This is a genomic window from Paracoccus sp. KKT209, from assembly GCF_055635455.1.
This window is the reverse complement of the sequence record NZ_JBVMWB010000004.1, coordinates 90,743-103,773: the sequence shown is the minus strand read 5'-3', so window position 1 is coordinate 103,773 and position 13,031 is coordinate 90,743. Positions and strand designations below refer to the sequence as shown.

The window sequence follows — 13,031 nt, the reverse complement described above, 5'->3', positions numbered from 1 at the left end:
GAGCCACCACATGACCATCATCATCGCGATCTGCCGCGTTCTTGGAATTTCCCGCGCCGGCAAATCAGCGGCAGGCCTTATCGCCGAGGACATCCACGATCCTTATGCCGACGAACCCTGCATCATCAACGGCCGCGACATCACCTATCGCCAGTTCAACGACGAACTGGCCGCTGTCTATGCCTGCAAGCGCGAAGCATCCGTGCCGAGTGACCTCGTGGAACTCCACGTCGCGCATATTGGAATATCTCGGTAACCCCCACCCCAACAGAGGGCATCACCCTCTTGGGGTTGCTCTTTCAGGAGACACCCAATGTCATTGCACTCGCTGAATGACTTCGACCTCGTGAAGAGCGAAGCCAAGGGCCATTGGCCCAGCATCATCGGATCCATATTTCCCAACATCACGCCGATCATGCACAAGCCAGGCGACCAACGCTGCGCTTGCCCCGTTCACGGGTCGAGCAAGGGAGCCGGGGGAGACGGTTTCCGCCTCTTCCACGACTTCGCCCAAACAGGCGGCGGCATCTGCAACAGCTGCGGGGCCTTTCCCACCGGGATCGACCTCGTGATGTTCCTGTCCGGCTGCGACAAGTTCGAGGCGGTCAACATGCTCAAGCGCCAGATGGGGCTCGGCATGGATCAGCGGCAGGTGCGGCCACGCCGCCTCACCGCGCCGCCCGTTCCGCCCCGGAACGAGAAGCTGGACACGCTGAAGATGAAGCAGCGCAATGATCTTCTGGCCGGTATATGGTCAGAGGCCAAGCCGCTCGACGAGCTTCCCGACAATCATCCGGCTATCGCCTATCTGCGCGATGCGCGGGGGATTGGCGCGGAAAGCTTCATCTACCGGCAACGGCACATGCGGTTCCACCCGAACCTCTACTACGCGCGCAGCGACGTGGAGGATCAGCCGCCGATCTGCTTTCCCGGCATCGTCTCGATGATGCACGGGATGGACGGCAGCGCGGTGGGCCTTCACCGGATCTTCCTCGACCACGACAAGCCGCAAAAGGCGCCGGTCGACAAGCCCAAGAAGATCCTGCGCTGCCTGGAGCAGAAGCTGAATGGTGCTGTTCGCATCATCGGCCGCGTTCCTGCAACAGCGCATGTGAACGTCTGCGAAGGCATCGAGACCGGTTTGGCCATCTCCTACGCCACCGGCCATCCGGTCTTCGCAGCGGGCTACGCGACCCTTGTTCAAAGCTGGAAGGCACCTCAATTTGTTAGGGCCGCCACCATCTGGGCAGATCGCGACGAAGGCGAGGCCGGGATCAACCACGCCAGCAAGCTCAAGGAGCGTCTGCTGGATGAGGGCATCGGATGCCGAATACTGCTTCCTGCCTTTAACAAAACATCCAGTGAAGATTGGAACGATGTGCTTTTAGATCACGGTCATGCAGCTGTGATTCACGCCTATGAAGGACATTCCCAACAAACGCTGGTATACTGAACCTTAAAAGAGCCCTCGGGGCTCTTTTTTTTTGTCCGCATCCGTGCCACAGGAAGATATACATTAACCGGCTGTCTTGCTGAGGAAACGTGTTGAAACCGCTAATGGCACTGCCTTTAGGCGCGCTGCTGACTCTCTCCACCGCGACTTTTGCCATATCTGACACCTACTTCAATGGTTCGGCCGATGGTTGGTACTGGTATGAGGACCCGCCTCCCCAGCCCGAACCTAAGTCGGAACCGGAGGCACCACTGCCCCCGCCGTCTGCCGAGGTGGCCACGGTGCCCGAACCACCATCCTTGCCCGAGATCGTTCCGCTCCCGACCGAGCAGGCGACAGCACCGGCCCCGCCACCGCCAGGAAGCGTCGAATTCCTGCGCCAAGCCATGCCTGAGGCGCTGGATGTGGCCACCAACAATCCCAGTCCGGAGAATGTCGAGCGATACCTGCTTTTGCAGAAGGTGGCCCTCGATCGCTCTGAGCAGTTCTCGGAAATGGTTACGCAGGTCACCACCGGCCACCCAGAACTCGACGAGGGACGGCGGCGGCCGCGGCAGGACACCTTTGCCAAGCAACTAGAAGAGCGAGCCGAGGCGGGAAAACGCGAGGTTCTGACAGAACTTTTCAAGAGCAATGCGCTGATCATGTTCCTCGACAAAAACTGTTCCTCCTGCGGTCTGATGGGGGAGAACTTCTTCAGAATGCAGCAGACCCACGGGTTGGTATGGCAGGCCATTTCCATGGACGGCACCGTTCTGCCGCCGGAGATGGAGATCAAACAGTCCTTCGATGCGGGCCTTGCGGCAAAGCTTGGGGTTGCCAATGGCGGGGCCGTGTTCCTGGCGTCGCCGCCAAGCACCTACATTCCGGTCACCTGGAACCCGACCGGCGGGGCAGAAATCGCAGATCGCATCCTGATGATCGCGCGAAGATCCGGCCTGATCACCGAAGATGCCTTCCGGAAAACCCAGGCCGTCAACCCGATGGTCAGCCAAGCGGATGCCATCAGGGACGAAGGCTTGCCAGACATTCTGCGCCAGGCCGACGACTTCCTTCGCACGACCGCCCAGCACTTCACCACCGCACCGACCACAGAGGCCAGCCAATGACGAAAACACGACACCTCCTGGCACTGCTGGCCTCGGCTGCACTCGCCATCGCCGCGCCCGCTCCTGTCTCCGCCGACCTGAACGGGCAACTGGACAACATGCTCGGCGTGAATGTGCAGGTGAACAGTGCTGGTGCACTCTCCACAGCGCGCAGGGGCGGCTTCTATGGCGGCTCTGTCTATGTCCGCGGCAAGGTGATGAACGTGAATGTCCTGAACTTCACGCCGCCGAGCTTTGCGGCGGGCTGCGGAGGGGTTGATCTCTTCGGCGGAAGCTTCAGCATGATCAACGCCGCTCAGTTCGTGCAGCTTCTCAGAAGCATCGCCCAGAACGCGGCTGGCTATGCCTTTCACCTCGCCTTGAAGAACATTTGCGAGCAATGCTCGACAATCATTTCCGGCCTTCAGCGCTCAATTCAGGAAATGAACCAGTTCACCGGCAACAGCTGTCAGCTCGCCAAGGGCATCGTGAACAGCGGTGTGGCGGCGATGGAGCTTTCCGATGTGAAGGGCATGCAGGGCACGACCATCCAAGAAGGCTATAACGATGCGTTCGATGCGTTCTGGGGATCGTTGTCTTCGACAATCGACTCCCTCACTGCTGCCGGTCCGGGTGGCAGTTCAACCTACGAGGACAAGTTTGAGGTCAACGTCGTCTGGAAGGCGATGGAAGATCACAGCATGTCAGGCTGGTTTTCCTCCGGTGACAAACAGCTGATGGAAGCGCTGATGACCCTGACTGGCACCGTCGTTCTCACGGGCCCAGTAAATGACTCGGACGGCGAGCCATCTCGCAACGTGAAGCCGGCCATTGGCGGTGGCGGCATGACAATCCGCGACATTATCTACGGAAATCCGAGCGTTCAGTTCCTCCGATGTGTCGATGCCGAAAAGTGCCTGAATATGAGCAGACGGGTCGCCGACCTGAAGGGCCTTCAGAAGCTTCTTGAAGAAGACATCATCGGCACCGGCCCTGCTGATAGCTCGTCGCTGCTGTTCAGGGTCATCAACGGGACCGGCACGGCGGCAGACACTGGCGTCTTGATCGGTAGGCTCGGCACCTATGGCTCCATGCTCATGGAGATCGCTGAGGCCTCACCTCCCGGCAGCTCGGGACCCTACGAGCTGTTCCACGAGATCAAGGGCTACCTTGCCTACGAATTGGCAACGCTGTTCGTGGCGGACGTCATTGCTGCTGTGGACCAAGGCGTTGCCGCCAGCAAGTATGAGACCGCCTATGCCGATGACTGGCGGCGCAATGATTTTGCGCGGGCCGTTGAGCGGATGCAGCGCGATCTAGCCGTCATTGCGGAACAAACGCCGGCGCCGAAGGACAACCTTCAGCTCTACATGCAGATGCACGACTACCTTGTGCTAAACCACTCCCCCTTCAAGTGAGGCACGGTGATGGAACTCATTGCTTATTTGAATGGCGACGTCACCACCCTCACGCAGATCCTCAGCCAGATCGCCATGGCGCTCGGCGGGGGTACATTTGCCGTGGCCGCAAAGACCTGCGCGATCATCGGGATTATCGTCGCGATCTTTGCTTCGCTCCTGAAGGGAGGACAGCTGAACCCGGCAACCTTCATGTGGCCGATCATCGTCTCTGTCCTGATGCTGCTGCCGCGCGTTGATCTGGTGATCGAGGACACACGGGGCGGGCTTGCCCGCGTCAATGACCTTCCTATCGGCTTCGCAGCACCGATCTCGCTCATTACACATCTGGGCGTCGGTGCCAGCAACCTGATGACCGGATACCTAGGCCTAGACGACTACGCGATCACCATGGACAACGGCCACCTGATCTCTTTGCGCGCACCGGTTGTCTATACCCAGGTCATCACGCAGCCGGAGTTCCAAGGTCCGGCCGCAACCTTCTCCAACGGTCTGTCACCGACAAGCGATGTCTCAAACTACATGAAGACCTGCCTGCAGTGGAAGGCGAAGGTGGCCGGCTCCGATGTGCGCCTTCCGGTACTGCGCTCGCGGCCGATCAGTGACATGCGGATCGATCAGGCGCCGGGAACCGTTGCAGCCTCAGACGGACGGACCTATGAGTGCGGCACCCTCTTTGACCGGCTGATGGCAGGCTTCGAGAGCAGTGACTTTCAGGAGAGGCTGAACGATGCCGTCGGCCTAGCCTTTGGCAAATACCAAGGCGACACTACGACGGGCGGGCGCTACCAAGCGGCACTTGAATCCGTCATCGACGACCCGGCTGAGTTCTACAAGACGGCCGCGTTCTCCCACGCGTTGCAGATGATCGCCGGAGACATCACCCAGGCAGCGGGCGGCGGCTCACAGCAGGCTGCGCTCAACGATGCCCTGGCCCAAAAGCGCGAAAAGAACTTCGGCGCTGCCGCGATGATCTTTGAGACGATCGGCCACACTATCGAGTTCATCGAGGTCTGGTCATTCTCCCTCTTCCCACTTGCGCTCCTGATCCTCATGCTCGGCGCGATCGGCGCGAAGATGGCCGTGAAATATTTCTGGATGCTGGTTTGGGTGCAGCTGTGGTATCCAACGCTGCTGATCGTCATGGACTACCTGGACGTGAAGCTGAAGACGGTCGCGATCTCCAGCACGGCCACCGTCGCCACCTACAACAGCTTCATGTTGGAGGTTCTGCGGCTGCAGGACGTGGGCTATGTCCACCTCTCGATGGCAACGGCACTGTCAATGGGGCTGGTATTCGGATCCTCGGCGATCCTTGCCTCGAACATCCAGCGCGACCTGACCGGCGCCAATCACTATGATCCGAAGAAGAATGCCCCCGACACGCTCTCGCGCAACGCGCTGACATCTTTCCACTCGCCCTTTAGCTATTCGCCAAACCAGGGCTACGAGGGCCATGCCGCCAAGGAAACCTTTGCCGGCGTGACCTTCTCCTATGACCGGCGGCTCGGTGAAGGCGTGACCATGACCGAGGCTGCGCAATACGCGGCAACGGGATCGAGATCCGGCAGTACAACATCGGGTGTGGCCGCAGCCCATACGGTGGGAACCTCAGCTGCCAGCACGAAAACGGCGACAGACGATTGGGCGGCGGGGTCTAGCGGCACGTCGTCAATCGGAGCGGCGACGGGTGGCCGCGTCGATGCTCAAATGGGGCAAAGCGTAGGCCACTCTTACAGCGATAACGTTCGGGACTCCATCTCGGGCACTGCCCAAGCAGGTATTCAAGGTTCGGCGGGCTTGAAGGCTTTGGGAAGCGGTGGAGGAGTTTCTGGGGGTGCAGGCATTTCAGCGGGACGTGACTATTCATCGCTAGACCAAAAGAAAGCTGATGAAAACTTCGGTGTTGGCGTCAATCTCGACCAATCAGCTTCGACCCGTGAAGAAGTAGGTAGTTCGCTCCGTTACGGAAAATCTGAGACGACGAGCGAGAACCGCAGCGAGAGCAACGATCGCCGCAAAACGGCACAGACCGGTGAGCAGTATGTGGAAGGCACGTCTGTCAGCAGGTCGGACACGCAGGCCAAGGCCATGACAGAAAGCGAGATCACCGGGCGCCAGATGGCTCGGCAGTGGGACGGGATCAAGGTCTCGAACCAGATCGCCCGTGACCCCGATCTGATGAACGATCTGGTGAAAGCTGTCCATGACAGCGGCATCTCCAATCAGGTCGACAACTTCCTCTTTAGGAACCAGGAAAAACTCGAGGGAACCTTCGGCAAGCACAACGAGGATGCCCAGTATGCGATGTCGGCCCTTTACGTCATGCAGGGCATGGCCGGGAACCCCTACCGCGGGCCTGATGCACACGAGCGTATGGACGTCCTGAACGCCGTGGGCGATGAACTGATGCTCCGGACCGGCTACTCCGCCTTCGTGGGCGCGGCGGCTGACGTATCGATGGACAACCTGAGCGCGAGCCAAGCAGCCGATCCAAGCCGGGTCGATGCACTTTTCGGAAGAGTGTCCTCGGGCGTGGCGCTTGAAAAGGAGACGGTGGAGGATGCCCTCGCGCAGATCCCAACTGCAGGCGATCCAAAGAGCGCGGTAGACAGCCTCTTTGCGCTGATGGGCGGCCGGGCAGAGGAAATCTCGGAGGGGCAGGGGAATGCCATCCTGTCCACCGCCCGGGAAAGGCTGGATCGAGAATTTGGCCCGATCGACGCAGATGCGATGTCCTTCCTGGAAACCAGGCGCGAGCTTGGCTGGAAGGGGGCGATCCAGAACCTCTACCGCGACAATCACTCCATCCGAGAGAGCGATGTCTACCAGAGCTACCGAGACAACAAGGATGAAGGCTGGTTCAGTGAGGGCAAGGGCGCACCGCAAATGCTCGAAGACCGGATGCAGCAGCTGAATGCGTCGGGACTGACTACGGCGGACAATGACGTGGCCCGCTTCATGGTGGCAACGCAGTTCCTGGCAGGCGCGACCAACGCCGGCGACGAGGCCATGGCCTCGCAATTTGAGAAGGAGCGGCAGGACATAATCGACCGTAATCCGGGGTTCGGGGCCGGTGATACGCAGGAGAGGCTGACCGCCCTCGCCATGCTGGGCACCAACGACACTACCATGCATTCGAGCATCCTGCGCGGCCAGCAGGAGGCCATGATCGGCGGCTTAGAAAGCCAACTTGAGGCTGCCACGGGTAAGGATCTGAACTCGCTAGGCAAGGACGTGTCGTGGCAGGGCAATGGGGGATCGTCTCATGATCCTAGCGGCTTCATCGGCGGGCTGCTGGGCTTCATTCGCCAGCACGAAGCACCGAACGGCTACTCGGACTATTTCAGGGGATCGCGCGTGGAGCCATCGCGGCCGCTGGAAACCATGACGATCGACGAGGTGCGAGATTGGCAGAATGCCACGCTGAAGGAGCAAATCAGCCGCGGCATTCCCTTCAATGAACGGTCCTCGGCCGCCGGCGGCTACCAGATCATCAGCGGCACCTTAGACACCCTAGTCAACCAAATGGGATTGACGGGCAACGAGACCTTCGACGCGGCCATGCAGGACCGCATGGCGCTGCATCTGCTAGAGGGGCGAGGGCTGTCAGACTACCAGAATGGCCATATCAGCCTTGATCAGTTCGGGAACAACGTGGCTGGCGAGTGGGCATCGATGCCGAAGCTGAGCGGTGCCGGGGCAGGACAGAGCGTCTACCAAGGCGTGGGGACCAACCGTTCGCTGACGTCGGCGAATGAGTTCGCAAGTGTCTTGGGCCGGGCATAAAAAGGCGACGTGAGTGAAGAATGCCCTGGCTCCGCCAGGGCGTTCTTTAATTTACGCCGTAGGCGCGGCCAAAATCTTCTGCTGCGTAAGCAATAGTCGGAACATCGCCAGGACTGTTGAAAGGCGCACCAAACTGATCTCGTACAGGAGAGGGGGCAACGGCAGGTTGATCATTTTTCAAGTGCTGCTGTAGGTCTACTTGATCCGCGAAGTAGTTCTGGATCTTCCTGATAATCCCGATCATGGCGATCTCCGTGATGCTCTTTCCTGTCAGATAGGAGTAGATCGCCTCTATAGCACGAAAATTATCGCAAGGCTCCTTCCCTTAATCTCCACGCATCCCGCCGTGGCAGATTTGGCGCGGCGGGATGGGGTAGCTCAGCTGAAAGCGCGACGGCCAGCGTCGGCCGGCAGCTCAAGGCGCCTGATGGGGTATCGGCGCACAACTTGATGTCTAAGCAGTCGCCTGCGAGCGCCGCGGCTCTAACACTGGTGCCGCAGCTGACGGATCTCAGGATCCGAAGAGCCTGAAGATCGGGCTCAGGAACGTGTTGATAAACTCCTGCTTCGCATAAGGAGACAAGCTCACCACGCAGAAGGCGACATAGCCGATGAGCAGGAGCATCAGGAACAGCGCGAGGCGCACCCGGAACGGAGTCCGGTTCACGACCAGCATCTGCGCACGGCCGTGGCCGCCACTATAGGGCAGGGAAGGGATGGATTGTGACATGATGAACCTCGACTAGTGACCGCGCTGTTCTTGCCCGAAGATACGCAGTTCTTCCATGACGTCTTTCCGTTCGTCCAGGTAGCTCTGCGCCTCCTGCCGAAACATCTCCATGTAGGTCCGCCGGGCGTCCTCGACCCACTGGTCAATGCAGTCGATGTAGATCGAGCTTTGCCGAAAATACTTCTCCTTCTCGACGTAAAACTCCTCCCGATCGGGATAGTCCAGCCGATCCGGGGGGACGGGTCGGAAGCACAACCGCTCGCCGGCATAAGGATCCTCGGCCTCGTACCCGGACGGAACCTGCGCGTCCGCCGTTCCCGCGAAAAGTGTCATGCTTGCTGAGAGAGCGAGGCACGCCAACCTCAGGTGGTGTTTATGTCTTCTCAAGACCCTCACGCTTCTTTATCCCTCAGTCTCAGAGCAGAATGCCGGTTAATCTTGGCGTCTCCTCCTGATTTAGCACTCGCTCGCCGGGTGGCACAGCCAAGGACTTTGTCATGCAGATCTTTTTCGAGCCGCAACTTGAAGGTGTATCGACCCGGGACATGTCGCAGCTGCGGCTTTGCGAGGATGGCATCTATACCGAGCAGGACCTGGATGAACTGTGCGAGGCGCGCGGCCACCTTCTCCGACAGATGCGCGATGCCATTGAGGATCGAAACCTTCCCAGGCTCGCACAACTCGATGCGGTCTATGATGATCTCTCCACTTCGATCGAAAGCATTCTCGCGCTCTGGCCCGCGGATTACACTCCCGGCTGTGCAGACAAGAGGCGTTTCAGTTGATTTCCGGTATAAAAGCCCTGAAAAACTTGTTGGTTAGGACAAGTAGCGCCGACGCGTTCGCCGCATTACCTTGCTAAACATAAGCAATGACAGGAAAGCATCGCTCGGGTCATGACGTCAAAGCCTACCGCCGAACAGTCTCATAATCTTATCCGCCAAATCATGAGGGAGCAGGGAGCTACTTACCCTTCCCTCGCTAAGGACTTGGACTTTAGGCACGAGAAGCTGGCGTCGGCCGTCAAATGCTCGACAGGCGTGACCCCCGCAACGATCAAGATGCGCAAGAAAGTGGCCGAGGCCCTGGGCCTCGATCCTTACGAAGTCTGGAGTCCCGAATATCTCGAATACAGCGGGCGCAAGACCTACGAGACAGGTCCTTATGCCGTGCCGTCCGCTAGTAAGCTGAAACCGGCTGCATGGGAGAAACTGCCGCCCCGGATGCGTGTCCGGGCGCTTTGCAAGGACAAGGGGTTCGACCTCGGGTATCTCCAGGAGAAGTTCGGCGTCACCTATCGGGTTCTGACGGCCGCGATCTACGGCACCAAGACCGCCGACGCGCTGCGCCAGAAGATCGCCGATGAAGTCGAGACGCCGATAGAAGAGATTTGGCCTGACATCTACTCGCCCAAGGTCGTTCCGGCCGAGGCAGTTGCGCAGACTGTCGAGTCCTGCTCGGATATGGATGCGTTCTACGGGTTCGGCAACATCATGGCCTGAACATCTCTCTGAGTGTCAGAGAGATAATGATTATCCCAGTAATTCTCAGATATTAGCGGTATTGCAGATTTCGTTGCGAGTGCGCCACAGCACTGCCCGTTAAAATCACCGCCGCATAAATGTCGCCTTCCAATGCTGGAATGTGCTGCCTAGCTGGAACTCATGTTCACGCTGCAGGAGAGCATTTCCAAAGGAGGCCGACATGAACGACCACACCAAGATCATCGACCTCAATGCCCGCGTCCCCAATCGCCTGAAGCGCGTGACTGAGGACGGCATCTGGGAGAGGGTCTGCGAGGATGCCCTTCGGCCGACATTCGAGCTTCTTGGCAGCGACATCGAGAAGAAGGGCAGGCCAACCCGGACCGAGAAATTCGGAACCGATAGCTACTTCACGCGGCCCTTCATGCTGCTGACCTGGCACGGACAAAAGAGTCTCGACGGTCAGCAGATGGCGCTGCACTTCACCTACGGTGGCAACGGGGTCCTGGCCTTCGACCTCAGCGCCATCAAGACCGTGAACGGCGTCAAGATGCAGAGCAGCTACACGCGAAGGATCTTCAGCGTCGGCGACGGCGAGTTGATGACCAACGTGTTCCACATGTCGTCCATGGGGCTGGGCTATGCTGCAGCGCTGGAAGACATGCCGGCCGAGCCGGAATGGAGGATCATCCGCATCCCGCAGAACCGGATGAGCTGATGTCACCGCGTCCCGGCGAGGCGGCCATTGCTGATCAGGCGGAAGCCTGCGCGCAGCTGCTGCTCGAAGAGCATGTCCGGCAGGAAGGGCTTTCTGCCGGGCTTCAGGACGTCATCACCTCGCGCGGGATCTGCCTGACCCAACTCGGGACAGTCCATGAGATCATGCTGCGGCATGGCGCCGGCTACATCGCTGTCCACGGCCTCGCGCAGCTGAAGCGCGCCATTGCTGCGAGAGGTTTTGACCTTGCGGAGCATCAGCTCGCCCTTTTCCCAACCGACGCTTAACGAGAAGAATATTTCATGATCATCAAAGAGGCCGACGCGCGTGAGCGCGATCTGGAGGTGCTGAACCTGATTGCCGAGAGGAAGGATCTGCCGTCCGCGACCAAGGGGAGGGTCGAAGAACAGATCAAGGCGATCCGGATCGGTGTCGCCGGCGAGAAGGCGTCGGCCTACCACATCGACTTTACCTGCAAGGACAGCAGGAAGCTCGCCGTCATCCATGACCTCAGGCTGGATGTCGGAGGCAGGATTGCCCAGATCGACCACCTGGTGCTGCACTGGACGCTTTGGGGGTTCGTTTGTGAGAGCAAGAACTACAACGCAGGGCTTGCAGTCGATCAACAGGGTGATTTCACTGCCTTCTATGGCAAGATACCACGTGCTATTCCCTCGCCGGCAGAGCAGAACCGGAAGCACATCGCCGTCCTGTCGGACCTGCTTCGCACCGAAGACTTCCCCTTGCCGACCAGGCTCGGCTTCAAGATGCAGCCTGCCCTGAAGTCACTCATCATGGTCTCGCCCAGCTCGCGGATCACGATGCAGGGCAAATACGACAGCTTCAGCATCATCAAGGCAGACGCCTTCGACAGGACGCTGAAGGACACCTTCGACAATCTCCCTCTCACGCAGATCGCCAAGACGATCTCCAGCGAGAACCTGCGGGATCTCGCAGAAGCGATCGCCGCCAAGCATGTGCCGATCGAGTTCGACTGGTACGCGCGCTTTGGCCTGACCCCACCGGAGCCAGTGGTTCAGCCAGCCGTGCAGCAGCCCGGCGCTGACCAGCCTGCGAACGCTGCCAGCGGTATGAAGTGCGAAGGATGCACCGGCCCGCTGTCAAAGGCGGAGCACTTCTGGTGCATCAGGAACAAGGCCAAGTTCAACGGGAAACGGTTGTGTCGGAAGTGCCAGGCAGAGGTCGCGGCGAAAACCACCTGATTTGCCAGCGTCTGCTATGCGGGACAAAGCTGTCAAAGCCGAAACGGCATGATAGAGCACATCTATCTCCGCAGTCGGCGCATGGAGCCACGATATGAAGCTCGGCATCTCTTTAGCTCTAATCTTAGCCGCAGCACCCTACCTCGCAGAAACAGCGGCAGGATTTACCCATCTTCGTGACACCTCGGTGGCCGACCGGCCTCTATCGCTTTCGATATGGTATCCTTCGGAAGAACAAGCATGGGACACTATCGGAGGTAATGCTGTCTTCGAAGGGGCTACAGCCGCCTCGGATGCTCCCGTTCCGGAAGGAACACTCCCTGTGGTAGTGGTTTCGCACGGCGGCTTGCGATCAGCGACCGACTCTGGCGCGTGGCTCAGTTCATCCATAGCTAGAGCAGGCTATGTGGTTGTCGAGGTCAATGCGCCGCGGCCGGACAATGCGACTACTGCCGTGAACGAGATCTGGCAGAGGCCACAGGATATCCGCCGTGCCATAGATCTGGTGCTGGCTGACGAAGTGTGGGGGCCGCGGATTGATGAAAGCAAGGTCTCCGTTGCAGGATTTGCGCTTGGCGCGACCGCTGCCCTTTCCGTTGCCGGAGTAAAGATGGATAAAGCACGCTATCTGCGTTCCTGCGCCGCCGACAGCACCGCGGAAGGACCAGATTGCAGATGGTATGCCGCACAGGGCGTAGACCTGTCGGAAACCAGTGCAGATGGCTTGGCAGGGCTGGTCCCAGATCTTCGTGTGTCGTCGGTGATCGCTGTGAACCCCGAGTATTCGGTCGCTCTAAGTGCTGTCCCTGCCGGCGTGAGCGCGCTGCAGATTTCTCTCGGAGATCCTGGTCAAACATCAGGCGACGGCGAGATTGCTCAAGCCGTTGTCATACCCCAAGCATCCGCTTTAGACGCTTTCGCCGTTTGCACAGACGCTGGACCGGAGATCCTGATTGAGGAAGAGGGCGATCCGTCGCTCTGTGGCGTTTCGACAGAAGCACGCCGCGCCGTCCACCAGGAAGTCTCCGATATGATCATCTCCTTCCTCAGGATTGATCGGGAATAGGCGGGCGCTGACCGTCCGCAATGGGCTCTTTCGCGACCATCGGCGGACACGGAGGCCATCGC

The 13,031-nt window shown here is 59.4% G+C and carries 14 protein-coding genes; 11 read left to right on the top strand and 3 right to left on the bottom strand.

The genetic code is table 11. The annotated features are described in order from the left end of the window. The first annotated feature begins 10 nt into the window (after nucleotides 1-10). From ACZ2G3_RS19435 to ACZ2G3_RS19415, 5 genes are all read left to right on the top strand, one after another. On the top strand, nucleotides 11-256 hold the full coding sequence (locus ACZ2G3_RS19435) for a hypothetical protein (protein WP_419270832.1): 246 nt from the start codon (nucleotides 11-13) through the stop codon (nucleotides 254-256). A gap of 57 nt (nucleotides 257-313) precedes the next feature. Continuing rightward, nucleotides 314-1,453: a DUF7146 domain-containing protein gene (locus ACZ2G3_RS19430; protein ID WP_419270831.1), complete on the top strand. Its 1,140-nt coding sequence runs from the start codon at nucleotides 314-316 to the stop codon at nucleotides 1,451-1,453. Nucleotides 1,454-1,557: 104 nt separating this feature from the next. Next, a complete protein-coding gene (traF, locus tag ACZ2G3_RS19425) occupies nucleotides 1,558-2,562 on the top strand; it encodes a conjugal transfer protein TraF (RefSeq protein WP_419270829.1) in 1,005 nt (334 codons plus the stop codon). Beyond that, complete coding sequence (locus tag ACZ2G3_RS19420; RefSeq protein ID WP_419270827.1) at nucleotides 2,559-3,959, top strand: conjugal transfer protein TraH; 1,401 nt, start codon at nucleotides 2,559-2,561, stop codon at nucleotides 3,957-3,959. The genes traF and ACZ2G3_RS19420 overlap by 4 nt, the downstream gene beginning before the upstream one ends. A gap of 9 nt (nucleotides 3,960-3,968) precedes the next feature. After that, complete coding sequence (locus ACZ2G3_RS19415) at nucleotides 3,969-7,748, top strand: conjugal transfer protein TraG N-terminal domain-containing protein (protein ID WP_419270825.1); 3,780 nt, start codon at nucleotides 3,969-3,971, stop codon at nucleotides 7,746-7,748. A 46-nt stretch (nucleotides 7,749-7,794) separates the two neighbouring features. Here ACZ2G3_RS19415 and ACZ2G3_RS19410 read toward each other — a convergent pair whose 3' ends face one another. From ACZ2G3_RS19410 to ACZ2G3_RS19400, 3 genes are all read right to left on the bottom strand, one after another. Then, on the bottom strand, nucleotides 7,795-7,992 hold the full coding sequence (locus ACZ2G3_RS19410) for a hypothetical protein (RefSeq protein ID WP_419270823.1): 198 nt from the start codon (nucleotides 7,990-7,992) through the stop codon (nucleotides 7,795-7,797). A 267-nt stretch (nucleotides 7,993-8,259) separates the two neighbouring features. Beyond that, nucleotides 8,260-8,478 (bottom strand): hypothetical protein, encoded by a 219-nt coding sequence (locus tag ACZ2G3_RS19405; protein ID WP_419270821.1) that lies wholly within the window; start codon nucleotides 8,476-8,478, stop codon nucleotides 8,260-8,262. A gap of 12 nt (nucleotides 8,479-8,490) precedes the next feature. Beyond that, nucleotides 8,491-8,811, bottom strand: a complete 321-nt coding sequence (locus tag ACZ2G3_RS19400; protein ID WP_419270820.1) for a hypothetical protein — start codon at nucleotides 8,809-8,811, stop codon at nucleotides 8,491-8,493. Between the two features lie 164 nt (nucleotides 8,812-8,975). Between ACZ2G3_RS19400 and ACZ2G3_RS19395 the strand changes: the two genes are divergently transcribed. From ACZ2G3_RS19395 to ACZ2G3_RS19370, 6 genes are all read left to right on the top strand, one after another. Continuing rightward, the gene (locus tag ACZ2G3_RS19395) at nucleotides 8,976-9,263 is read left to right on the top strand and encodes a hypothetical protein (RefSeq protein ID WP_419270818.1); all 288 of its coding nucleotides are present in this window, start codon (nucleotides 8,976-8,978) and stop codon (nucleotides 9,261-9,263) included. 276 nt (nucleotides 9,264-9,539) lie between these two features. Further along, nucleotides 9,540-9,980, top strand: a complete 441-nt coding sequence (locus ACZ2G3_RS19390) for a hypothetical protein (protein WP_419270816.1) — start codon at nucleotides 9,540-9,542, stop codon at nucleotides 9,978-9,980. A 202-nt stretch (nucleotides 9,981-10,182) separates the two neighbouring features. After that, nucleotides 10,183-10,680, top strand: a complete 498-nt coding sequence (locus ACZ2G3_RS19385) for a hypothetical protein (protein ID WP_419270814.1) — start codon at nucleotides 10,183-10,185, stop codon at nucleotides 10,678-10,680. Then, entirely contained in the window at nucleotides 10,641-10,967 is a 327-nt protein-coding gene (locus ACZ2G3_RS19380) for a hypothetical protein (RefSeq protein WP_419270812.1), read from the top strand. The genes ACZ2G3_RS19385 and ACZ2G3_RS19380 overlap by 40 nt, the downstream gene beginning before the upstream one ends. Nucleotides 10,968-10,982: 15 nt before the next feature. After that, nucleotides 10,983-11,903, top strand: a complete 921-nt coding sequence (locus tag ACZ2G3_RS19375) for a nuclease-related domain-containing protein (RefSeq protein ID WP_419270810.1) — start codon at nucleotides 10,983-10,985, stop codon at nucleotides 11,901-11,903. A 94-nt stretch (nucleotides 11,904-11,997) separates the two neighbouring features. Then, on the top strand, nucleotides 11,998-12,969 hold the full coding sequence (locus tag ACZ2G3_RS19370; RefSeq protein WP_419270808.1) for an alpha/beta hydrolase family protein: 972 nt from the start codon (nucleotides 11,998-12,000) through the stop codon (nucleotides 12,967-12,969). The last annotated feature ends 62 nt before the right edge of the window (nucleotides 12,970-13,031 follow it).

Coding starts and splice junctions, on each gene's coding strand:
- traF (WP_419270829.1), top strand. CDS start 1,558: ATGGCACTGCCTTTAGGCGCGCTGCTGACTCTCTCCACCGCGACTTTT.
- ACZ2G3_RS19375 (WP_419270810.1), top strand. CDS start 10,983: ATGATCATCAAAGAGGCCGACGCGCGTGAGCGCGATCTGGAGGTGCTG.
- ACZ2G3_RS19415 (WP_419270825.1), top strand. CDS start 3,969: ATGGAACTCATTGCTTATTTGAATGGCGACGTCACCACCCTCACGCAG.
- ACZ2G3_RS19410 (WP_419270823.1), bottom strand. CDS start 7,992: ATGATCGGGATTATCAGGAAGATCCAGAACTACTTCGCGGATCAAGTA.
- ACZ2G3_RS19380 (WP_419270812.1), top strand. CDS start 10,641: ATGGAGGATCATCCGCATCCCGCAGAACCGGATGAGCTGATGTCACCG.
- ACZ2G3_RS19430 (WP_419270831.1), top strand. CDS start 314: ATGTCATTGCACTCGCTGAATGACTTCGACCTCGTGAAGAGCGAAGCC.
- ACZ2G3_RS19405 (WP_419270821.1), bottom strand. CDS start 8,478: ATGTCACAATCCATCCCTTCCCTGCCCTATAGTGGCGGCCACGGCCGT.
- ACZ2G3_RS19420 (WP_419270827.1), top strand. CDS start 2,559: ATGACGAAAACACGACACCTCCTGGCACTGCTGGCCTCGGCTGCACTC.
- ACZ2G3_RS19385 (WP_419270814.1), top strand. CDS start 10,183: ATGAACGACCACACCAAGATCATCGACCTCAATGCCCGCGTCCCCAAT.
- ACZ2G3_RS19390 (WP_419270816.1), top strand. CDS start 9,540: ATGCGCAAGAAAGTGGCCGAGGCCCTGGGCCTCGATCCTTACGAAGTC.
- ACZ2G3_RS19395 (WP_419270818.1), top strand. CDS start 8,976: ATGCAGATCTTTTTCGAGCCGCAACTTGAAGGTGTATCGACCCGGGAC.
- ACZ2G3_RS19400 (WP_419270820.1), bottom strand. CDS start 8,811: ATGACACTTTTCGCGGGAACGGCGGACGCGCAGGTTCCGTCCGGGTAC.
- ACZ2G3_RS19370 (WP_419270808.1), top strand. CDS start 11,998: ATGAAGCTCGGCATCTCTTTAGCTCTAATCTTAGCCGCAGCACCCTAC.
- ACZ2G3_RS19435 (WP_419270832.1), top strand. CDS start 11: ATGACCATCATCATCGCGATCTGCCGCGTTCTTGGAATTTCCCGCGCC.